Source organism: Actinoplanes sp. CA-131856 (genome assembly GCF_050956135.1).
In the GTDB taxonomy this organism is placed as follows: domain Bacteria; phylum Actinomycetota; class Actinomycetes; order Mycobacteriales; family Micromonosporaceae; genus Actinoplanes.
On record NZ_CP191849.1, the window covers coordinates 5,804,566 to 5,824,769 of the forward strand.

At 71.9% G+C, this 20,204-nt stretch carries 25 protein-coding genes; 14 read left to right on the forward strand and 11 right to left on the reverse strand.

Translation table 11 applies throughout. The annotated features are described in order from the left end of the window. Nucleotides 1-55: 55 nt before the first annotated feature. Nucleotides 56-730, forward strand: coding sequence for a response regulator transcription factor (locus ACQP2X_RS26900; RefSeq protein ID WP_498686507.1), 675 nt, complete (start codon nucleotides 56-58; stop codon nucleotides 728-730). Then, complete coding sequence (locus tag ACQP2X_RS26905; protein WP_498686508.1) at nucleotides 727-1,992, forward strand: sensor histidine kinase; 1,266 nt, start codon at nucleotides 727-729, stop codon at nucleotides 1,990-1,992. Before ACQP2X_RS26900 ends, ACQP2X_RS26905 begins: the two co-directional genes overlap by 4 nt. A gap of 12 nt (nucleotides 1,993-2,004) precedes the next feature. Here the strand turns inward: ACQP2X_RS26905 and ACQP2X_RS26910 are convergent, their stop codons facing one another. Beyond that, nucleotides 2,005-2,223, reverse strand: a complete 219-nt coding sequence (locus ACQP2X_RS26910; protein WP_498686510.1) for a hypothetical protein — start codon at nucleotides 2,221-2,223, stop codon at nucleotides 2,005-2,007. 94 nt (nucleotides 2,224-2,317) lie between these two features. Between ACQP2X_RS26910 and ACQP2X_RS26915 the strand changes: the two genes are divergently transcribed. Genes ACQP2X_RS26915 through ACQP2X_RS26935 form a run of 5 tightly spaced genes read left to right on the forward strand, consistent with a single transcriptional unit; the run spans nucleotide 2,318 to nucleotide 6,748 of the window. Further along, the gene (locus ACQP2X_RS26915) at nucleotides 2,318-2,770 is read left to right on the forward strand and encodes a MarR family winged helix-turn-helix transcriptional regulator (RefSeq protein WP_498686512.1); all 453 of its coding nucleotides are present in this window, start codon (nucleotides 2,318-2,320) and stop codon (nucleotides 2,768-2,770) included. A 55-nt stretch (nucleotides 2,771-2,825) separates the two neighbouring features. Further along, nucleotides 2,826-4,232, forward strand: coding sequence for a ferredoxin reductase family protein (locus ACQP2X_RS26920; RefSeq protein WP_498686513.1), 1,407 nt, complete (start codon nucleotides 2,826-2,828; stop codon nucleotides 4,230-4,232). Between the two features lie 12 nt (nucleotides 4,233-4,244). Beyond that, the gene (locus ACQP2X_RS26925) at nucleotides 4,245-4,670 is read left to right on the forward strand and encodes an FMN-binding protein (RefSeq protein WP_498686515.1); all 426 of its coding nucleotides are present in this window, start codon (nucleotides 4,245-4,247) and stop codon (nucleotides 4,668-4,670) included. A 12-nt stretch (nucleotides 4,671-4,682) separates the two neighbouring features. Next, the gene (locus ACQP2X_RS26930) at nucleotides 4,683-5,375 is read left to right on the forward strand and encodes a response regulator transcription factor (protein WP_498686517.1); all 693 of its coding nucleotides are present in this window, start codon (nucleotides 4,683-4,685) and stop codon (nucleotides 5,373-5,375) included. Beyond that, nucleotides 5,372-6,748 carry a HAMP domain-containing sensor histidine kinase gene (locus tag ACQP2X_RS26935; protein ID WP_498686518.1) on the forward strand — a complete coding sequence of 459 codons (1,377 nt, stop codon included), beginning with the start codon at nucleotides 5,372-5,374 and terminating at the stop codon, nucleotides 6,746-6,748. Before ACQP2X_RS26930 ends, ACQP2X_RS26935 begins: the two co-directional genes overlap by 4 nt. Here ACQP2X_RS26935 and ACQP2X_RS26940 read toward each other — a convergent pair. Continuing rightward, entirely contained in the window at nucleotides 6,737-7,516 is a 780-nt protein-coding gene (locus ACQP2X_RS26940) for an NAD(P)-dependent oxidoreductase (protein WP_498686520.1), read from the reverse strand. The genes ACQP2X_RS26935 and ACQP2X_RS26940 overlap by 12 nt on opposite strands. After that, nucleotides 7,513-8,178 carry a GntR family transcriptional regulator gene (locus ACQP2X_RS26945; protein WP_498686522.1) on the reverse strand — a complete coding sequence of 222 codons (666 nt, stop codon included), beginning with the start codon at nucleotides 8,176-8,178 and terminating at the stop codon, nucleotides 7,513-7,515. Before ACQP2X_RS26945 ends, ACQP2X_RS26940 begins: the two co-directional genes overlap by 4 nt. Nucleotides 8,179-8,285: 107 nt before the next feature. Between ACQP2X_RS26945 and ACQP2X_RS26950 the strand changes: the two genes are divergently transcribed. Beyond that, nucleotides 8,286-9,521, forward strand: a complete 1,236-nt coding sequence (locus ACQP2X_RS26950) for a vanadium-dependent haloperoxidase (RefSeq protein WP_498686524.1) — start codon at nucleotides 8,286-8,288, stop codon at nucleotides 9,519-9,521. Here the strand turns inward: ACQP2X_RS26950 and ACQP2X_RS26955 are convergent. Beyond that, complete coding sequence (locus tag ACQP2X_RS26955) at nucleotides 9,466-10,674, reverse strand: lycopene cyclase family protein (protein WP_498686525.1); 1,209 nt, start codon at nucleotides 10,672-10,674, stop codon at nucleotides 9,466-9,468. The two genes, ACQP2X_RS26950 and ACQP2X_RS26955, sit on opposite strands and share 56 nt — an antisense overlap. A 30-nt stretch (nucleotides 10,675-10,704) precedes the next feature. On the opposite strand from ACQP2X_RS26955, the gene ACQP2X_RS26960 reads away from it, so the two are divergent. Then, on the forward strand, nucleotides 10,705-11,457 hold the full coding sequence (locus ACQP2X_RS26960; protein ID WP_498686527.1) for a class I SAM-dependent methyltransferase: 753 nt from the start codon (nucleotides 10,705-10,707) through the stop codon (nucleotides 11,455-11,457). A gap of 10 nt (nucleotides 11,458-11,467) precedes the next feature. Here ACQP2X_RS26960 and ACQP2X_RS26965 read toward each other — a convergent pair whose 3' ends face one another. Next, a complete protein-coding gene (locus ACQP2X_RS26965; RefSeq protein ID WP_498686528.1) occupies nucleotides 11,468-11,614 on the reverse strand; it encodes a hypothetical protein in 147 nt (48 codons plus the stop codon). A 41-nt stretch (nucleotides 11,615-11,655) separates the two neighbouring features. Between ACQP2X_RS26965 and ACQP2X_RS26970 the strand changes: the two genes are divergently transcribed. Beyond that, entirely contained in the window at nucleotides 11,656-12,063 is a 408-nt protein-coding gene (locus tag ACQP2X_RS26970) for a RidA family protein (RefSeq protein WP_498686530.1), read from the forward strand. Here the strand turns inward: ACQP2X_RS26970 and ACQP2X_RS26975 are convergent. Next, complete coding sequence (locus ACQP2X_RS26975; protein WP_498686532.1) at nucleotides 12,056-12,643, reverse strand: TetR/AcrR family transcriptional regulator; 588 nt, start codon at nucleotides 12,641-12,643, stop codon at nucleotides 12,056-12,058. The genes ACQP2X_RS26970 and ACQP2X_RS26975 overlap by 8 nt on opposite strands. A 75-nt stretch (nucleotides 12,644-12,718) precedes the next feature. Between ACQP2X_RS26975 and ACQP2X_RS26980 the strand changes: the two genes are divergently transcribed. After that, nucleotides 12,719-13,195, forward strand: coding sequence for an FBP domain-containing protein (locus ACQP2X_RS26980; protein WP_498686533.1), 477 nt, complete (start codon nucleotides 12,719-12,721; stop codon nucleotides 13,193-13,195). Nucleotides 13,196-13,234: 39 nt separating this feature from the next. On the opposite strand, the gene ACQP2X_RS26985 is transcribed toward ACQP2X_RS26980, so the two are convergent. Both ACQP2X_RS26985 and ACQP2X_RS26990 read right to left on the reverse strand, forming a co-directional pair. Further along, the gene (locus tag ACQP2X_RS26985) at nucleotides 13,235-14,182 is read right to left on the reverse strand and encodes a hypothetical protein (protein ID WP_498686535.1); all 948 of its coding nucleotides are present in this window, start codon (nucleotides 14,180-14,182) and stop codon (nucleotides 13,235-13,237) included. Between the two features lie 109 nt (nucleotides 14,183-14,291). After that, the gene (locus tag ACQP2X_RS26990; protein ID WP_498686536.1) at nucleotides 14,292-15,530 is read right to left on the reverse strand and encodes a reverse transcriptase family protein; all 1,239 of its coding nucleotides are present in this window, start codon (nucleotides 15,528-15,530) and stop codon (nucleotides 14,292-14,294) included. A 278-nt stretch (nucleotides 15,531-15,808) separates the two neighbouring features. Between ACQP2X_RS26990 and ACQP2X_RS26995 the strand changes: the two genes are divergently transcribed. From ACQP2X_RS26995 to ACQP2X_RS27005, 3 genes are all read left to right on the forward strand, one after another. Beyond that, nucleotides 15,809-17,011 (forward strand): DUF8581 family protein, encoded by a 1,203-nt coding sequence (locus ACQP2X_RS26995; RefSeq protein ID WP_498686537.1) that lies wholly within the window; start codon nucleotides 15,809-15,811, stop codon nucleotides 17,009-17,011. A gap of 133 nt (nucleotides 17,012-17,144) precedes the next feature. Beyond that, nucleotides 17,145-17,450 carry a hypothetical protein gene (locus ACQP2X_RS27000; protein WP_498686538.1) on the forward strand — a complete coding sequence of 102 codons (306 nt, stop codon included), beginning with the start codon at nucleotides 17,145-17,147 and terminating at the stop codon, nucleotides 17,448-17,450. After that, nucleotides 17,447-18,046, forward strand: coding sequence for a DUF8581 family protein (locus ACQP2X_RS27005; RefSeq protein WP_498686541.1), 600 nt, complete (start codon nucleotides 17,447-17,449; stop codon nucleotides 18,044-18,046). Before ACQP2X_RS27000 ends, ACQP2X_RS27005 begins: the two co-directional genes overlap by 4 nt. Nucleotides 18,047-18,086: 40 nt before the next feature. Here ACQP2X_RS27005 and ACQP2X_RS27010 read toward each other — a convergent pair whose 3' ends face one another. The 3 genes from ACQP2X_RS27010 to ACQP2X_RS27020 form a co-directional block, all read right to left on the reverse strand. After that, complete coding sequence (locus ACQP2X_RS27010; RefSeq protein WP_498686542.1) at nucleotides 18,087-18,548, reverse strand: RidA family protein; 462 nt, start codon at nucleotides 18,546-18,548, stop codon at nucleotides 18,087-18,089. Nucleotides 18,549-18,558: 10 nt separating this feature from the next. Continuing rightward, nucleotides 18,559-19,272 (reverse strand): alpha/beta fold hydrolase, encoded by a 714-nt coding sequence (locus ACQP2X_RS27015; RefSeq protein WP_498686544.1) that lies wholly within the window; start codon nucleotides 19,270-19,272, stop codon nucleotides 18,559-18,561. An 84-nt stretch (nucleotides 19,273-19,356) separates the two neighbouring features. Next, nucleotides 19,357-20,193, reverse strand: coding sequence for a helix-turn-helix transcriptional regulator (locus ACQP2X_RS27020; protein ID WP_498686545.1), 837 nt, complete (start codon nucleotides 20,191-20,193; stop codon nucleotides 19,357-19,359). Nucleotides 20,194-20,204 lie beyond the last annotated feature (11 nt).

Consider the following 20,204-nt stretch of genomic DNA (forward strand, 5'->3'; position numbering starts at 1 on the left):
TGATAATGCAACTTTTTACTAGTCAGCGACCGATCGGATATGTCATCGTCAATCGGTGCGAGGTGGACGATCACACCGGCTTCTACTCGTCGAGGACGACGCGGAACTGAGCGAGATGCTCTCCGACGTGCTGACCGGCGACGGCTACGAGGTCGACCGGGCCCCGGACGGGCAGCGTGGGCTGCATCTGGGGCTCACCCGGCCGTACGACGTGATGGTCATCGACCGCCTGTTGCCCGCGCTCGACGGGCTCGACCTGCTCGCCCGGCTGCGGGCCCGGGCGGTGCCGGCCCGGGCGCTGATGCTGACCGCGCTCGGCACGGTCGGCGACCGCATCGCCGGCCTGGACGCGGGAGCCGACGACTACCTGGCCAAGCCGTTCGACCTCGACGAGCTCAGCGCCCGCCTGCGCGCGCTCTGCCGGCGCACGCCCGAGCCCGCCGACGTGCTGCGCATCGGCGGGGGCGGGCTGCTCGACCTCGCCCTGCGTGATGTCGTGCTGCCCGACGGCGGGCGGGTGGCGCTGTCCGCCCGCGAGTTCGAGCTGCTGCGGGTCCTGGCCGCCCGCCCGCACAACGTGCACTCCCGGTCGCAGTTGCGCAGCCGGGTCTTCGACGAGGCCGCCGCCGCGTCCATCGTGGACACCTACGTCTATTACCTGCGGCGCAAGCTCGGGCGGGCCGTTGTCCGCACCGTCCACGGGCTCGGCTATCGGCTGGGGTCGCTGTGACCGGCTCCGAACGCGAACTCGTCCGCCGGGCCCGGCTGCGGATGGGCCTGTTCGTGGGGCTTTCCGTCGGCGTGCTGCTGGCCCTGGTCGGCGGCATCGCGTACGGGACCCTGGTGCACAACCAGGAGCGCCAGATCCAGCGCGAGCTGGCCTGGGGCGCCGAGCACGGCACGGTCTCCGGGCCGGTCGGCTGCAACTGGATCATCACCTTGTCCGGCGGCGTCGTCAGCGCCGGGCCGGTCGCCCCGCCCACCGGCTTCCCGCTGCGGGCCGCCCTCGACCGGGTCGCGGCCGGCGGTGATCGGGAGATCACCACGGTCGTCCGCAACGGCACGACCTATCACGTACGGACCGAGTCCGGCGCCCGCGGCGTCGTGCAGGTCGTCTTCGACGCCCGCTATCAGCTCGCCGACCGGCGGCACCTGCTGTGGGCGTTCGCGGTGGCCGCCCTGGTCGGCCTCCTCGCCGCCATGGCCACCGGCGCCGTCGTGGCCCAGCGCTCGGTGGCCCCGCTGGCCGAGGCGCTGTCGCGGCAGCGGCGCTTCGTCGCCGACGCCAGCCACGAGCTGCGCACGCCGATCGCCCAGGTGCACACCCGGGCCCAGCTGCTGGCCCGCCGCACGGGGCGGCCCGAGCGGCGCGACCTGGAACGGCTGATCGGCACCACCCGCCAGCTGGGCGAGATCGTCGACGAACTGCTGCTGTCGGCACAGCTCGCGGCCGACCCGCGGCACCGCCCGGCGGCCGAGGCGGTCGACCTGACCGCCCTGGCCACGGCGGCCGTGTCGGGCGAGTCGGAGCGCGCGGCCGAACGCGAGGTGACGCTGACCTGCTCCACGCCCGGCGGCCCGGTGCTGGTGGCCGGCGTCGAGTCGGCGCTGCGGCGGGTGGTCTGCGAGCTGCTGGCCAACTCCCTGAAGCACACGCCGCCCGGCGGCCACATCACGGTCAGCGTGCGGACCGACCGCGATCAGGCCGAGGTGGTGGTGGCCGACACCGGCGACGGCTTCGACCCGGCCGACGCCGACCGCATCTTCGACCGCTTCCACCGCGGCGCCGGCGACCGTCGTTTCGGCCTGGGGCTGGCCCTGCTCAAGGAGGTGGTGACCAGCCACGGCGGCACCATCACGGCCGAGGGCCGTCCCGGGCTGGGCGCGGCCTTCACCGTACGGCTGCCGGCCCTCAGCCCTCCGAGGTTCTCCCACCCCTCGCGGCGGCTCTTCCCGGTCCACCCGCGGCGGGATTTCGCCTGGCGAAGGTGAGGACCGGCACCGCTATCGCCGGCGGAACCAGCCTCGATTGCGCGGGACCTTGGGGCGGGCCTCGCACTCCTTGCACTGGGCGGCCAGGGTGAGCTGGTCGGCCATCAAGGCGGAGTGGGAGCGGCAGATGCGCCGCCCGCAGTCGGCGCATCGGCGATGCGTCACCACATTGCACTTCACGCCCGAGCTCAGGGGAAGCTCGCAACCCAGCACAATCAGTGATCTAGTCACAGGGCGCAGTGTGCCAGGCACATGAAGATCAGTCCAGACCTCTTGCAAATGGGTCAACCGGATGCAATTTGCACGAGCCCGTATGGTGGTGATGATGGCACAAGACGACTCTCTCCAGCTCGCCCGCCAGATGACCGTCCTGGGCGCGCTGGGCCGGGTGCTGCGCCGGGCCGTCCGGCGGGTCGCCTCGGTCGACCGGCTCTCCATGGCCCAGGTCGAGGTGCTGCGCACCGTCGAGGCCAATCCCGGCATCGGCACGCGGGCGGCGGCCGAGCTTCTGCAGCTCGTTCCCAACACGGTCTCGACGATCATCGGTGAGCTCGTGACGGCGGGGCTGATCACCCGCGTACGGGATGAGGAAGATCGCCGTGTGGCCCGGCTGAACCTGACCGCCCAGGGTGAGAAACACCTGGCCTCCTGGGGTGAGACGCAGGACGCGGTGCTCGGCGCGGCGCTGGAGCGCCTGGACGAGGCCGACCGTGACGCCGTGCGGGAGGCCTTGCCGGCGGTCAAGCGACTGCTGGCCGTGCTGGAGTCGGACTCTTAGGGAGCTCTTAGTCTCGTTTACTTGAGGCTTCATCTAACCGGGTCATGGTGGGATCATGACGATCACGGCCAGACCCGGCGCCGGACGACAGGCGCCACCCCGATCCGGGCCTTCCGCGACGCCACGCTGGTGGGGTGACGCCGGTGGCGTCCTCGCCGGCACCACACTGCTCGTGGTGACCGCGCTCTGGGTGAGCCACGGCGGGCTCCAGTCGGTGGGCGGTGGCGGCGCGGGAGCCGTCTCCTCGATCGGCCGCCTCTTCGGTCTCTGGGCCTCCGACCTGCTGCTGTTGCAGGTGCTGACGATGGCCCGCATCCCGATGGTCGAGCGCGCCTTCGGTCAGGACAAGCTCGCCCGCTGGCACCGCTGGTCCGGTTTCACGTCGTTCTGGATGATGGTGGCGCACATCGTGCTCATCACCATCGGTTACGCCGGAACCGCCCGGACCAACCCGTTCGCCCAGCTCTGGACCATGATCGGGAACTTCCCGGGCCTGCTGCTGGCCGCGGCGGGCACGCTCGCGCTGGTCATGGTGGTGGTCACGTCGGTCCGGGCCGCGCGGCGGCGTCTGCGGTACGAGTCGTGGCACCTCCTGCACCTCTACGCCTACCTGGGCGCCGGCCTGGCTCTGCCGCACCAGCTGTGGTCGGGCTCCGACTTCGTCGGCTCGGCCTGGGCCGCCACTTATTGGTGGACGCTGTGGGGCGTGGCCGCCGGGGCCGTGCTGCTCTTCCGGCTCGGCCTGCCGCTGCTGCGCAACCGCCGCCACCGCCTCGTGGTCGACCGGGTGGTCACCGAAGGACCGGGCCTGACCTCGGTCTACCTCACCGGGCGCGACCTCGGCCGCCTGCCGGCACGGGCCGGGCAGTTCTTCCAGTGGCGCTTCCTGGACGGGCCGGGCTGGACCAGGTCGCACCCGTTCTCGCTGTCGGCCGCGCCGGACGGCGAGCGCCTGCGCATCACGGTCAAGGACTCGGGCGACGGCAGTTCCCGCGTGGCGTCGCTCCAGCGCGGCACCCGGGCCCTGATCGAAGGTCCCTACGGCCGGCTGACCGGCGAGTCGTACCACGGCGGGCCGGTCGTGCTGCTCGCCTGCGGCATCGGCATCACCCCGCTGCTGTCGTTGCTGGGCGAGCTGCCGTACGAGCACGGGCAGGCCACGCTCGTCTACCGCGCCCGCAGCGAGGCCGAGATCGCGTTCCGGCCCGAGCTGGAGTGGTTCGCGGCCCAGCGCGGCGTGGCGGTGAACTATCTGGTCGGCCCGCGCGCGGCGGACGGCTCCTGGCTGCCGGCCGGCCACCAGGACACCGACGTCGGCGCCATGCGCCGCCTCGCCCCGTCGATCGCGAAGGCCGAGGTCTACCTGTGCGGCCCGGACGCCTGGACGGCCGCCGCGCACGACGCCGCCCGTGCCGCCGGGGCGCCCGCCGCCCGCGTGCACACCGAACTCTTCTCCTGGTAAGCGAGGACTCCGATGCGCCGAATCACCCTGTGGCTGTTCTCCACGGTCGCCGCGATCGTGCTGCTATTCAGCTATCGCACGAGCACCAACACCCCGGCCACCCCGGCGGCGGCCGAGGCCCCCCTTTCCGAGCCGAGCGCGGCCGGAACCCCCGCCAGCGGTTCCAAGGAGTACGACGGCTCGTCCGTCCAGACGCAGTGGGGCCCGCTCCAGGTCCACATCACCGTCGCCAACGGCAAGATCACCGAGATCACCGCGCCCACCTCGCCCGCCGACAACCCGGCCGACGCGGGCGTCACCGCGGGCGCCCTCCCCCAGCTCCGCGAGCAGGTGCTGGCCGCCCAGAGCGCCTCCATCGACGGCGTCTCCGGCGCCACCTTCACCAGCGAGGCCTACAAGCAGTCCCTCCAGGCCGCCCTGGACGCGGCCCAGCTCTAACCTGAACGCACGATGCGCATACTCGTGGTGGATGACGACGCGGCGGTCCGGGACTCCCTGGCCCGGACGCTGCGGTTCGAGGGTTACCAGGTCGACACGGCCGAGAACGGCGAGCAGGCGGTCGAGGTGGCCAGGGCGGCCGCGCCCGACGCGATGGTCCTGGACGTCAGCATGCCGGTCCTGGACGGTCTCGAGGCCTGCCGGCGGCTGCGGGCCGAGGGGCTGCTGCTTCCGGTGCTGATGCTGACCGCCCGCGACAGCGTCGGCGACCGGGTCGCCGGGCTCGACGCCGGGGCCGACGACTATCTGGTGAAGCCGTTCGCGCTCCAGGAGCTGCTGGCCCGCATCCGGGCCCTGCTGCGGCGGTCGGCGCTCAACGGCGGCCCGCCCGCCGACGAGCAGCGGCTCGTGTTCGGTGACGTCCGGCTCGACGAGGTCACGCGCGAGGTCTGGCGCGGAGATCGGCAACTGCGTCTCACCCGTACGGAATTCGCGATCCTCGAGGCCTTTCTGCGGCACCCGCGGCAGGTGCTGACCCGGGCCGCGCTGTTCGAGCAGGTGTGGGGCTACGACTTCGGCGAGGGGTCGAACAGCATCCACGTCTATCTGGGCTATCTGCGCCGCAAGCTCGAGGCCGAGGGCGAGCCGCGGCTGCTGCACACCGTGCGCGGGGTGGGTTTCGTGCTGCGCGAGGACCCGCTGTGATCAAGCGGCCGCGGACCCTTCACACGCGACTGTCGCTGATGGTGGCGTGCGCGGTGGCGGCGGCCGTCATCGTCATGGCCGGGGCGGCGCTGCTCACCGTGGCCGCCCTGCAGGCGCACCAGCTCGAGGCGGCGCTCAACTCCGACGCCCGGTCGATCGCGGCCGCGCCCAGCGAGTGGCAGGACATCCAGGAGGGGATGCCCAAGGGATACGGCAACCACAAGCCGTTCGGCCCGGCCTGGCAGCTGCTGGACCCGTCGGGCGCGATCGTCGGCGGCTCGGCCGGCACGCTGCCCGTGACCGCGGCGGCCAAGGAGATCGCGGCCGGGAAGCGGCCACCCTTCCAGGAGGAGGTGATCATCGACGGCGACCACCATCAGATGCTCACCGTTCCCGTGAAGTACGGCGACGGCGCCGTGCAGGTGGCCATCAACCAGGAACGGACGCGCGATCTGCTCACCCTGCTGGCCGGGGCGCTGGCCGCCGCCTGCGTGCTCGGGATCGCCGGGGCGGCCTGGCTCGGGCGGCTGGTGGCGCGGGCCGGGCTGGCGCCGGTGGAGAAGCTCACCGCGTCGGTCGAGCAGGTGGCGGTCACCACCGACCTGACCAGGCCGGTCGAGGTGTCGGGGGTCGACGAGATCGCCCGGCTCGGCTGTTCGGTGAACACGATGCTGGCGGCCATCGACTCGGCCCGGCGGGCGCAGCGCACCCTGGTCGAGGACGCGGGGCACGAGCTGCGTACGCCGCTGACGAGCATCCGTACGAATGTGGAACTGCTCCTGGAAGTCGAACGACGGCCGGAACTGGCCCACCGGCTGCCGCCCGAGGAGAGGGCGTCGCTGCTGGAGGACCTCGACGCCCAGGTGCGCGAGCTGGCCACCCTGACCACCGAGCTGGTCGAGCTGGCGCGGGAGGAGACGACCCGGGAGGCCGTCGAGCCGGTAGAGCTGGCCGACGTGGTCACCGCGGCCGTCAACCGGGTCCGGACGCGGGCGCCCGGCGTCGTCTTCACCACCGACACCTCCCCCGCCACCGTGACCGGGCGGCCGGGCGAGCTCGAGCGCATGGTCGTCAACATCCTCGACAACGCGGCCAAGTGGAGCCCGGCCGGCGCCACCGTGACGACCACCCTGCGCGCCGACGGGCCGCACTGGTGGGCGCTGACCGTCACCGACGAGGGCCCCGGGATCGCCGCCGAGGACCTCCCGCACGTCTTCGACCGCTTCTACCGGGCGCCGGCCGCCCGCGCGATGCCGGGCTCGGGCCTGGGCCTGGCCATCGTCGCCCAGACCGCGTCCCAGCACGGCGGCACGGTCGCCGCGACCGCGAACGAGCCGCACGGCACGGTCGTGACGGTCCGCCTACCCCGCTAGGTCGGTTCGCCTGTCCGCCAGGTCGCCCAGCCAGTCGCGGCTGGCGCGGGCCACCCGGGCCGGCACGCCCAGCGAGTCGAGCAGGTCGGCCGCCGCCGCCATCTCCTCACGGCGGCGCACGGCATGCACCCGGGAGCCCTCGACGACGCGGTCGAGCGTGGCGGCGTCGCTGCGCACGAACTCGTCGCGGATGTTCTCGGTCAGCCACTCCTCGAGCCCGGCCACCCGGGCCGCCGCGAGGGCCTCGGTCACGGCGGCCGACATGCCCTTGTAGAAGACGCTGCGCAGCAGCTTGCGGGTGGCCGCCGCGCCCACCGGCCCCTCGATGACCTGAACATCGGCGCCGTGCTTTTTCAAGGCGGAGGCGACCCTGGCCGCGGCGGGCCCGCTGGCCGTCATCGGGGTTCGCAACCCTCGTCCGGGCACCGGCGCCATGAGCGCCACGTCCACGACCTCGACGGCGCCGCCCGCGGCCGCGAACAACTGCTCTTTCAAGGCGGGCGCGGACGTGTTCAGGTCGGCCCACAGCGTCCCCGGCCGGCAGTCCGGCAGCGACTGCCGCAGGGCGTCGAGGGCCTGGCTCGCGCTGTTCACACTCAACACCAGGCCGGCCTCGCGGCAGGCGTCGGCGTCGCTCTTCGCCTGTCGTACGCCGTCAGGCGCACCCACCAGCGGATCGAACCCGTGGACGGTCGCACCGGCCGCGACGAGGTCGGCCGCGATCCGGCTGCCCGCCTCGCCCAGGCCGAGCACGGCGATCGCGGTCACGCCGGGCCCCCGAGGTAGTCGATGGACCGCAGCGCCTCGATGACGCTGGCGATGTGTTCCCGCATCGCGTTCTCGGCCGCCTTGGCGTCACGGTCGCGGATCGCCGCGATGACGCGCTCGTGCTGGGGCAGCGACGTCTGCGGGCGGCCCGGCAGCAGCGACAGCATGAACTGGTGGCGGACCAGCTGGCCGCGCAGCGTCTCGACGATCCGGTCGGCCGTGCCGTGCCCGGCGATGCCCCGGATCAGCGCGTGCAGGCGCTGGTTGAGATCGCTGTACGCCCTGTACTCACCCTCGGCGACGGCCGCGCGCATGAGCCGGCCGATCTCGTCGAGCTCGCCCGCCTGCTCGTCGGTGACCCGCTCGGCGGCGCGGGCCGCGATCAGCCCCTCGACCACCATGCGGACCTCGGTGATCTCGACGGCCTCCTCGATGGACACCTTGCGCACGTGGGCGCCGCGGTTGCGCTCCATCTGGACCAGGCCCTCGCCGGCCAGGTCCTGCAGGGCCGCGCGCACGTTGAACCGGCTGGCCGCGAACCGCTCGATCAGCTGGGCCTCGACGAGCCGCTCGCCGGGCAGGTATTCACCGCGGAGGATCGCCTCGCGCAACCCGTCCCTCGCCTGCGCGGCGGCCGTTGCGCGGTGTTTCTCGGGCTGCATCAGCGCAGCCTATCGCACCACGGCGACAACATTGTCAACAATCCCCGCCGAGTCTGATCGAGGACGCATCGACGCCGCCGGATGGGCTCCGGGTGGAGGGTGTGTCGATGAGGAAGACCTGGATCGTGGTCGCGCTGAGTCTGGCCGGTGGCTTCGCGGGCGCTCACGCGCCGACCGACATCGACAGTGTGCGGGTGTGGAACGGATTCGCCCTCGACGCCGTACGGGTCACGCGCGCCACCGACGCGGACGCGGCCCGGATGTACGCGATGGTCAACGTCGCGATGTACGACGCGGTGAACGGGCTGGCCGGAGCGCGGGCCCGGACCCCCGCCCTGGTCCCCGGTTCGGGGCCGCGCCACGCCGACGCGCAGGCCGCCGCCGCCTCGGCCGCGCACGAGGTGCTGGTCGCCCTCGACCCGGCCCGCGCGGCCACCTACGACGCCCGCCTCGCGACCGACCTCGCCCGCCTCACGAGGCCGCAGTCCGGCGCCGCGTGGGGCCGTCACGTCGGCCGGGCCGTGGTCTCGGTGCGCACCGGCGACGGCTCCACGCCGGTCGAGTCCCAGCCCGCCGGCGAGGGCCCGGGCGTCTTCCGGGCCGCCTGGCCGGGCACCCAATATCGCAACGTGCAACCGTTCGCCGTGGCCGATCCGGGCCGCTACATCCCGGCCGGGCCGCCCGCCCTGACCAGCGTGCCCTACGCCGGCGCCTACGCCGAGGTGGCCGTCCTCGGCAACGCCGCCCGGCCCGACGCGGAGCTGCTCGCCACCTATCAGTACTGGTCGCTGCCGGCCGGCTCGGACCAGCCGCCCGGCGAGTGGCTGCGGATCGGCCTGGGTGTCGCCACCGCCCGCCACCTGCCGCTGGCCGAACAGACCCGGCTGACCGCGCTGCTCACCATGGGCCTGGCCGACACGACCGTCGCCACGGTCGGCACCAAATATCGCTACCGCCATTGGCGCCCCACCACGGCGATCCGCGAGACGACCGATCCCACGTGGTCGGCCCGCGCCGGCAGCGTCGGCAGCACCCCGGAATACGTGTCCGGCCACAGCTCGTACAGCGGCGCCGGTTCGGCCGTCCTGGCCGGCTTCTTCTGCGACGACGCCATCGCCTTCACCCACACGACCGATTCGGCGCCGGGCGGTGCCGCCCGCGCCTACCCCGGTTTCTCCTCGGCGGCTTCAGAGGCCGGGCGTTCCCGGGTGTACGGCGGTCAGCACTTCGAATTCAGCAACCAGGCCGGCCTTTACACGGGCCGGGGTGTCGCGGCCGAGGTGCTGGCTACCCGCCTGCTGCTCCGGCACGGCCCGACCCACGTGGGCGCCTGCCCGCGCTGAGCCGGCTGACGGCGTCACCGGCGGCGGCCCGCGTCATCGGCAGGAGCGGGCTCGACGCCATCAGGCGAAGGTCCTCGGCCCACGAGGTGGTGCCGTCGAGGAACCGCAGCACGAGCTCGGCCGGGTTGCGGTCGAAGAGGCGGTCGAAGAAGGCCACCCCGTCGACCAGGTTTTTGTCCAAGGCCCGCAACTGCACAGCGTCCATCCAGCGATGACGGGGCGGATAGGGCGCTTGCGGTACGGGTGGACGGCCGCCCGCAACCGCATGGGCCACGTCCTCGGCTTGGCGGGCCATGGCGGAGAACGTGAACCCGGTCGACGGCCGTGTGGCCCCGCCGGCGGTCCCGAGGCGTACCACCCGGGGTGTGGGGTGGGCGTCGAAGACGCCGTCGGTCATGGGAATGACGCCGTCCTCGACCTCACGGACCCGCAACTCCCCCAAGTCGAGCCCGATCAGATCGGCGTAGGCGCGCAGGGCGGCGTCGTAGGCGTCGCCGTCGAGCACGGCGCGCGAGAACTCGGTGTATTCGACCAGCGCGAACCGGTCGCTGACCGGCAGCACATAGCCGAAGGAGACCCCACGGGCCGGTTGCGGCGTACGGAAATCCATCAGCACCGCCCGTCCCGGATCGAAGACCGCCTTGCCGGCTTCCAGCCACCACCCACGGAAGTGCTGCAACCAGTTGGTCCGCCCCGGCCGCCGCGGCTTCCGCGGCCGCGAGTCGAGCGCCCATCCCGCCCGCACCAACGGCTGCCCGTCCGGCCCCATGACGACGACGCTGTCACCGTCGTCCACCAGTTCCCCGGCCGGCGCGGTGATCCGCAGGGCGCCGAGCCGCTCCTCGACACCGGCGGCCATCTCGTAGAGCGGCGCCGAGCGCAACATGGCGTACCGCAAAGGCTGAAGCGCAAGCACCCGCCGCCGCTCCGGCGTCACCACATCGACCTCGTCCCAGCTGGCGCTCAGAAGAGGGTCGAAAGCCGTGCCCGGCGTCCCCCAGAACGCCCAGGTCCGGTCCTGGCCTTGCTTGCGCACAGGATCGACGATCGCCAGCCGTACGCCGGAGAGCCGCTCCCGCCCGAGGGAGGCCAGCACGAGCGAGGCCGCTCCCCCACCGCCCACGAGAACCAGGTCGACGTCCGGGGTGATCACCGGACCACCCTATCGGGCAGGATGGTCGGCATGACGGGACGGGCATTGAGCTTCGGAGCTGTCGCGGAGGCCTACGAGAGGTTCCGGCCGGGTTATCCCGCCGAACTGTTCGGCCTGGTGACCGCCTACGCGTCCCGGCCCCTGCGCACCGCGCTCGAGATCGGCGCCGGAACGGGCAAGGCGACCCGCCTCTTCGCCCGACCGGGCGTCGCGGTGACCGCGACCGAACCCGATCCGGACATGCTGGCCGAGCTGAGCAAGCACGTGCCGGCGTCGGTGCGGAGGATGCGGTCCGCGTTCGAGGAGCTGCCGCTCGGCGAGCGGTACGACCTGGTCTACGCGGCGGCCTCGCTGCACTGGACGCGCCCCGAGGGGCGGTGGTCGCGGATGACCGCCCTGCTGGAGCCGGGCGGTGTCTTCGCCTGCTTCGGAGGCCCGATCGAGCTGGCCGACCCGGCGGTCGAGGAGGCCGTGGGAAAGGCCCGGTCCCCGTTCATGGAGACCGACGACGTCCCGCTCCCGGCCGGTCAGGGCGTGCAACAGTGGCCCGCGGACGAGCTTGAGGCCTCCGAGTGGTTCACCGACGTCCGGCAGTCCGTGATCGGGCGGCGGCTCGCCATGAGCGCCACCGACTACGTCGAGCACCTGTCGACGATCTCCGCGTACCTGGAACTGCCGGCGCCGCGCCGCGAACAGCTGTTCAGCCAGATCGCGCGGGTCCTCCCCGAGACGGTGGAGATCGCCGCCGACATCACCGTCCATCTCGCCCGCCGGCGAGGGTAGTGGCGCGGGCTCACCCGGCGCGGCGCAGGGCGATGGACTTAATCAGGGTCGAGCGCAGACCCGGCAGCTCGCGGTCGACCTGGTCCTTCAGCTCGGCCACGGCGGCCAGGCCCTGGGCGGGATCTCCTTGACTGTGTTCCGGGAACACACGATGCACTCGGGGAAAGATCCGCAGCGTTCGTACGACGGGAGATCGCCATGAGTGTGGAGTTCCTGCACCCCGACGGACTGCTCAAGCAGACCGACTACTCGCCGGTCGCTGTCGGGACCGGGTCCCGGATCGTTCTGCTGGCCGGGCAGGCCGGGGTCACCCCCGACTTCCTGCCCGCCGCGCCGGATCTGGGCGGCCAGGTCGAGGCCGCTCTGCGCAACATCATCGCCGGTGTGCGCGGGGCCGGCGGGGACGTCGGCGATCTGGCTCGGCTGACCTTCTACGTCGTGGACTGGACGGCGGAGAAGTGGGACGACGTGCTGGCCGCCATCACCCGCGTGCAGGAGCAGGACGGTCTGCCCGTTCCCGCCCCGCCCCTCTCCATCGTCGGCGTCCAGGCCCTGTTCACGCCCGACTTCGTGGTGGAGATCGAAGCCACCGCCATCCTCAGCTGAGGCGCGAGGCCCCAGCCGTCGGCCACGTGCGCAGCGTCGCGTCCAGGGAGTCGAGAATCCGGGTCCAGGACTTGTCGCTGCTGGGTGTGCTGTGGTCGAAACTGCCGCTCTGCTCCAGGCTCACGAACCCTTGGAAAATGCTTCCCAGCAGGCGTACGGCGTGAACCTGGTCCTCGTCGCTCAGGTCGTAGCCGCGGAGGACGGCCCGCATCATCTCCGAGTGGCGGGGGCCGGCCGTGGCCGCCGCCTCGGCGGGTGTGAGCCTGATCTGGGCGGCGGCGTAACGGCCGGGGTGGGCACGGGCGTAGTCGCGGTAGACGTTGCCCAGGGCGGCCAGGGCCTCGCGGCCTGAGCGGCCGGCGAGGGCGACGGCGGCGTTGTCAGCCATCTCGGCCAGGGCGACAGCGGCGATCCGCACCTTGAGGTCGTGGGTGTTGCGCACGTGCGAATAAAGGCTGGCCACCTGTACGCCGAAGTGGCGGGCCAGCGCAGACGCCGTCACCTGCTCGAAGCCGATCTCGTCGGCCAGCATGGCTCCGGTCTGAGCCAGGCGGTCCGGTGTCAGTCCAGCTCGCGCCACAGGCGTACCCCTTCCAAGAACCTGTGACCATTATTCCGTTGCCTAAAGCATTTAGGCAACCGTAGCGTTGTCCGCATGAAGCCGTTGACCGAGCAGGAGATCCGGGCCGCGTTCGTGAACTGCAGCAAGGGCGAGGCCAAGCGCCTGTACGTGCCGCGGAATCTGGGCGAGCAGGAGTGGGAAGATCTCGACTATTTGGGCTGGCGGGATCCGCGCGCCGAGCACCGGGCCTATCTGGCCGTCGGCGACAAGGCGTTCGTCCTGCGGACCCCGAAGGCGGGCGCCGAGCGGATGCGGCGCAGCATGTGCTCGATGTGCACGGTCAGCCCGCTGACCGGCGTCTCGCTGATGGTCGCGCCGCGGGCGGGTGAGGCCGGCAAGCGCGGCGACTCGGTCGGCAGTTATTTCTGCAACGACTTCGGCTGCTCGCTCTACATCCGCGGCAAGCGCGACCCGGGGCCCGGCGGCCGCCTGCCCGAGACGATCTCGCTCGACGACAAGATCGAGCGCCTGACCACCAACCTCGCCGCCTTCCTGGAGCGGGTCGGCTAGAACGCGGGGGCAGGCTTCACGCCTGCCCCCGCTTTCACCTCAGCAGACCTTACGGAACTGTGCGCTCTGCACGTTGGCCTTGACCTGGCCCGATCCGGCCGTGCCGCTGTTGGAGGCGTACGCGAACAGCTTGACGTGGACCTCGGTGGGCGCGTCCAGGACCAGGAAGGTGGAGATCGACAGGGTCGGGTCCTGGGTCAGGGTGGCGCTGTCCGACTTGGGGATCATCACGCCGCCCGCAGTGACGTTGTTGGTGAAGTCGGAGTTGATCGTCGCGCCCTTGACGACGGTCATCGTGCCGGTCAGGAACACGCCCTGCGGCAGCCAGGTGTCGTTGTTGTTGAAGCCGGTGAAGCCGCCGATGACGCGGGCGTCGTAGGTGCCGGCCGGCAGGTTCACGCTGCCGAAGTCGGTCGCCCCGGCCCGGATGCTGCCGCCGACGTTCGTCAGCGTCTTGGCGCTGGGCGCGATCGTGGAGATCGTCGCGGTGCACGTGGGCGTCGGCGGGGTGGTCGCCGGCGTGGTGTACGACTGCAGCTGCAGGGTGAACCGCGTCCGCGCCGTGCTGTAGACGGCGAGCCGTCCGCGGCTGTCGAGCGCGACGTTCGCCGTGCCGGACGCGGTCTGACCCCGCCGGAAGCTGACGGTGGCGGCGCCGGACGGCCGCTTGCCCGTGTAGACGGTCAGGCTGCCCGAGGACGACGGGTTGATACTCGTGATCTTGACAAGCGCGCTGGTGGCGTTCGCCGGCACCGAGGTGCCCGAGAAGCTCCGGCCGGCGACCTGGACGGCCGTGACGTCACCGCCGCCCAGGGTCGTGCCGGGAGGGGCGACGATGTACGGGTTCGAGGGCGTAGGCGTGGTGTCCGCGCTGGCGATGCCGACCGCGGCGACACCACCACCGGCGACGACGGCCACAACGGTGGCGGCAATGGCGTACCGCCTCGTCCGGCCGCGCTTGACCGTGGTTCCTGTGCTCTCGTTCATGGGGGGATGTCCTCTTCCAGGTTCGCGCGGACCGATCGGCTGATCGGCCGCTCTTCCCCTGAACAACGCCGGCGGGCCCCCACGGGACGCGCGTCGCCGCCCTCCAGAATCATCCTGCCCTGACAGCGGCCTCGAGAAGGACGGCGAGTTTCGCGGCGCGGGCCGGGTGGTGGTGGGACATCCAGGCGACCCGGCCCGCGAGGTGAGCCGCGAAGTCGGGGTGCCCGTCGCGGTTGGCCGCCGCCAGGCCGTGCGTGGCCGCGTTGTGCAGGATCGCGCGCAGCCGGTCGTACTCCTCACGGGGCGCGGCCGGGTGATCGTTGACGACCAGGCCGGTCAGGGACTGGCGCTGGGCGCGGCCCCGGATCCGGGTCTTGGCCGGGTGGAGACGGAAGCCTTCCCCGGTCACGATCTCACCGGCCAGCTCGACCAGCCGGCCGGTGGGGCCCCGGCCCGAGAAGGCCAGATCGTCCGCGTACCGGCCGTAGGTCATGCCGAAGCGGCCGGCGAGCCCGCTGAGCCGCCGGTCGAGCCGGTAGGCGCACAGGTTGGCCAGGGCGGGCGAGGTCGGCGCGCCCTGCGGCAGATGCGGTTGCCGCAGCAGGGCGGCCAGGTGCGGGCCGGGGGCGGCGCGCAGGACCCGGGCCGGTGTGCGGGTGGTGGTCAGGGCGGTCAGCGCGTGCGCGACCGGCTCCGGATAGCCGATGCCGAGGAACAGCCCGTAGATCCGGGCCGCCGTGATGCTGGAGAAGAACGCCCGCAGGTCGAGCCGGATCAGCACTTCCTGGCCGGCATGCGCCTCGGCGAACGTGTGCACACCCCGGTCGGGCACGAAACCGTGTGCGTCCGGGTGGACCGGCACCCGGGCCAGGATCTGGTCGAGGACCTGCCGTTGCAGGGCGCGCAGGCGAGGTTTCGGCGCTTCGATCAGCCGGTGCGGCCTCCAGGCGTACCGGTAATGACGAAGTTTCTCGTCCCGGGCATGCCGGTTGATCTCCCGGCGGTCGGCGAACCAGTCGAGCACGTCGCCGTCGAGGCCGAAAAAGGCCGCCAGCCCGGCCAGGTCGTCGATGACAGGAGCATTCCACCGCAGGTGTACGACTCGGGTCGGCACCACGAGCCGGCGCCGGATGACGGCCCGCCGGGGCGGATCGGGCAGGGCGATGAGGAACGAGCGCAGCTCCCGGGGCCGGTCGAACGGTGCCCTTGGGTACGCCAGCAGGACTGCCTTGACCAGCCGGCGCGCCCATTTGCCGCGGCCGGCGGTCACCGACCGTACGGCCGCAAGCATGTTCTTGAATTGCCAGTCGGTGGTGAGCATTGCGTCGGCCAGAGCCCCGGCAACCACAAAAGGGGCAGCGTGTCCCGACGAATCCCGGTCGTGCCTGCGCCGTCTCGCGCGAAGCGCGGTGGCGCGCCGGCGATGCGCTGCGGTGATCATGCAAACGTCCTCGGGGTTGCCCCGAAGAGACCCTCGCCGCCGCTGACGGCGGCGACGGCCAGCTCGGGACACGCTGCCACCCGGCCAGCATAGAGACCCTCCGCGAGCCGGTAGGCCGGGCCGCGCTTTGACAGGTGTCCGGAGCCTTCTTGACAATGGAAAAGAAGGCGGCCTCAGGAGGACGGATGAAGCGACTCTTCGAGGATCTGCTCACCATCGAGGTCGACGTCGTTCTCGAGAACCGTGACCGCGCCGACTCCGGCCGGGCTGACGGGGAAGCACCGGACGTGGACGGCGCGCTGCTGCAGATCGCCCTCGCCTACGACGGCTATCTGCGGAGCACGGCAACCGGCCTGCGCCTTCATCCTGTCGAGACGCGCACGTTCGCGGCCCTTCGGGAGCTTGCGATGCGGGCCGAGACCGCCCATCGCCGCCTGCGGGGCGCGGACCCGGGGCGGGCGGTGATCCTGAAGCGGATCCATCGCAACTGCGACCAGATCGAGCGGGTGCTCTCGCGGGACCGCCCGTTCACCGCCGAGGACGTCGTGCGGATCCGCAAGATCTGGGAGATCGGGGTCGACGTCATCGCTCTCCAGACTGTTGTCCAGATCGACGGTGATGTCGTCACCCGGGTCGGCGGCGACGGACGGCCGGCGATGTACGAGCTGCACGAAGCGAACGTCCGGGCCGCCATCGAGTGCTGGCAGGGATTGTTCGCCCTGCTCGCGCATCTCACCGCCGGGACGGTGCGGAGCTTTCTGGCCGTCGTCGTCAGCAGCCGCCGCTGGCACCGGCAAGCCGCCGTCGGTGACCCCCGCTCGCTGGCCGCCGCGTGCCTCGAACTGCGCCGCGACCTGTTCCGGCGCGGCGGCGCCTCGGTCACCACGGCCTACCCGACCGGCTCCACCGCCATCCGGACCGTGATCCAGCCCGACGGCGACCTGGTGTGCCATGTGGACTGTGACTTGCTGCCGCAGGAGACCGCGCTGTGGGGCGCGCACGCGGTCGCCGTCCAGGAGCTCACGGCCAAGGTTTCCGGCACCGTGCGCCGGATCGACGCTCTTCTCAGCTGGGCCGGGGTGGTGTCGCCGGTCTCGATCGCGAGCCTCCTGGCCATCGGCGCCGGGCGCGCTTGGGGTGCCCTTGCGGGCGTCGCCCTCAGCGCGGCCACCGTCGGCGCCGCCAACCTCGTGGACGCCGTCCGCACCACCCGGCCAGACCTCAAGCTCCTGGCCCGGTGGAGCGCCCTCACCGTCGCCGGCCTGCTGGGCGCCCAAGCGGGCACACTCACCGACCTGCTGCTCTTCGCCATATCCCTTGTGCCGGGGCTCCTCTTGAGCTTGGGTCTTCATTGGACTCTGCGGCGCTATCTCGGTTTGCGTCTCTAACGTCGGCCATCCGACCTGCGCCTTGACCTGATCAAACAAAAGAATGACGCTCGACGCCGTGACGATTGACGACAAGACTCCGCGGCGTGCCGGCCAGGACCATTCCCGTGACATCATTCCCAAGGTCATAAAGATGTTCAACGAATTGACCGAGGTCAAGGTGATCACGGCCGTGGGAAAGGTCGAGGTCGTCCTTGAAGAGCGCGAGGGCCGTACGGCCACCGTGGTCAAGACCCCGGAACCGCCGACCGAGGCCCTCGTGACGATCTTCGACCTGGGTGACGGCGACGTGACCAATGTGATCTCGCCGGAGCTGCGCGACGATCAGGCCTTGCGGGAATATCACCTGCAGCAGGTCGACCGGAGCATCCAGGTGCTTCCGGCCCATTTCAAGACTCTGATCGACGCGGCCGAGACGATCATCAACCACAAGTGGTGAAGAGGCAGCTTCTCGAGGATGTCCTCAACATCGAGATAAACGTCATCAGCAAGCCGGGCATGACCGGCCGCAAGATGCCCGAGTCCCATTTCGCCCTGCTCGACATCATCGCCGAGTACAACCGCGCGCTGAACCGGGAAGGCGTCTCCGAGGTCGTCCGGGCCGACACCTTCCGTGGCCTGGCGATGCTCGCCGGCCTGCCCCTTGAGGTCGATGACGACGCGAAGGCCGTCATCCGCAAGCGGATCGCCCGGAACTGCGCCGCGATCGAACGCATTCTGCTCCGGGACGAGGTCGCCGCGGTGGTCGGCGACGGCATCGGGTGCGACGCGCCGCCCGAGCTTCATCTGCCGCTGCGGATGGACGAGGTGCTCGTCGTGCGGAAGGTGTGGGAGGTCGGCATCGAGTCGATCATGATTCAGACCGTGGCCCAGCTCGACGGCGACATCGTCACGCGTCTCGACCCGGCTCACGTGTCCACCACCGATTCGCCCGTGCACACGGTGCACCGGGCCGCCGTCGAGACCGCCTTCCAGTATTGGCGCTTCCTGATCGAGACCGTGGTGCAGTTCGGCGGCCGGATCCTGTCCCGATAGGCGCCGCCGCCCCCGAGGGAACGACGACGCCTACCAGCGGTCAGGAGGCGATCTCGACCAGCAGCTCGACCTCGACCGGGCTGTCCAAGGGCAGCACGGCCATGCCGACCGCGGACCGCGCGTGCACGCCGGCCGGGCCGAACACCTCGTGCAGGAACTCCGAGGCGCCGTTGACCACCTGGGCCTGACCGGTGAAGGCCGGATCCGAGGCGACGAACCCGACGACCTTCAGCACCCGGGTCACGTTGTCGAGGCCGGCCAGGGCGTCCACCGCGGCCAGCGCGTTCAGCGTGGACTGCCGGGCCAGAGCGGCCGCCTGCTCGACGGTCACCCCGGCGCCGACCTTGCCGGTCACCGGGATCACCCCGCCGGTCAGCGGCAACTGCCCGGACGTCTGGACGTACGACCCGTAGCGGACCGCGCCGGCGTACGCCCCGACCGGAGCCGCGACCGGCGGCAGCTCGACCCCGAGCTCACGGAGCCGCGCCCTCCACTCACCCATCTCGGCGGCCTCAGTTGCCGGTCGCGTCGACGGCCCGCAGGATCGCCTCGGCGACCGGGCCCGGCTGCGAGACCGTGAGCGCGTGACCGGCGCCCTCGATCTGCTCGGCCGTGGTCGCGCCGGCCCGCTCGGCCATGAACCGCATGGCCTCGGCCGGGATGTTCTTGTCGGCGCCGCCCCAGATGTGCCAGCTCGGCACCGACCGCCACGCCGGCGCGCCGACCAGGCCGGCCGTGAGCCCGGCCTCGGCCACCGGACGCTGGGTGGCCGCCATGAGGGCCGCCACGGCCGGGTCGACGTCGCCCGCGAACTGCTGCGCGAACTTCGCCGTCTCGATGCTCAGCTCCACGCCGCCACCGGTCAGCGGCTTGGGCACTACCGCGTCGCCGAGGGTGCTGCCGGGGAACTTCCCGGTCAGTTCGAGGGCGCTCTCCCCGGTCTCGGGGGCGAACGCCGAGACGTACACCAGGCCCTTGACCGCCTCGTTGCCGCCGGCGGCCTGGGTGATGACCTGGCCGCCGTACGAGTGCCCGGCCAGCACGACCGGCCCGCCGATCGACGAGACGACGTCCCGGACGTACGCCGCGTCGCCGTCGAGGCTGCGCAGCGGGTTGGCCACGGCGATCGCGGTCACGCCGCGCTCGTTCAGCCGCGAGATCACGCCGTTCCAGCCGGCCGACTCCGCGAACGCGCCGTGCACCAGCACGACAGTGGGCTTGCTCATCAACTTCTCCAAGGGGGGATCGCTCTTGCGTTGCCGCTCGGATCCACGCGCCACCAGCAACGACGTTCACCCGGGAGTCGTTCGTCACTTCGCCTGAACCCGCATCCGCTGGATGCCGATGGCGGCCAGCAGGTTGAGCTTGCCCCGGGCGTCGGTGCCGGCGCGGGGCGTGTAGACGACCAGGCGCAGGTTGGAGCCCTGGGTCGTCAGGACGTTGGATTCCAGGGCGATGTCGCCGACCTCGGGATGTTCGATGACCTTCGTCGCGCTGTGGTGGCCGGCCACCGAGCGCAGCGCCCACAGCTCGCGGAAGCGAGGGCTTCGGCGCAGCCGGGTGACGAGGGCGGCGACGGCCGGGTCGTTCGGGTAGCGGCTCGTCGTGGCTCGCAGGTCGGCCACGAGGGACTCCTCGAACTGCGCCCGCTCGGCCGGGGTCTGACGAGCCCGGCTCAGGCCGCCCTCGAACTGGCGGATCAGGACGTGGCGGTCGTCGGCGCTGTGCGCGCTGGGGTCGCCGAAGACCGCGGCGAACAGCGGGTTCCAGGCCAGCATGGCCCAGGTGGCGTCGTGCACGGCCAGCGGGCTCTCGGACAGCTGGTCCATGATGCGCTGGAGGCTGGCCGGGATCAGGCGCGGAACACGGTCGGGGTCGGCGGCGTGGCCGGCCAGGCGCATCAGGTGGGCCTGCTCCTCGTCGGTGAGCCGCAGCGCCCGGGCCAGGGCCGCGCAGACCTGGGCCGACGGGGTCGGCGCGCGGCCCTGCTCGATGCGCACCACGTATTCGACCGAGACGCCGGCCAGCATCGCCAGCTCGCCCCGGCGCAGCCCGGCGACGCGGCGGGGCGCATTGGCCGGCAGGCCCACCGCGGCGGGCTCGGTGCGGCTCCGCCAGGCGCGTATCGCGGCACCCAGTTGATTCATGTGCTCCATCG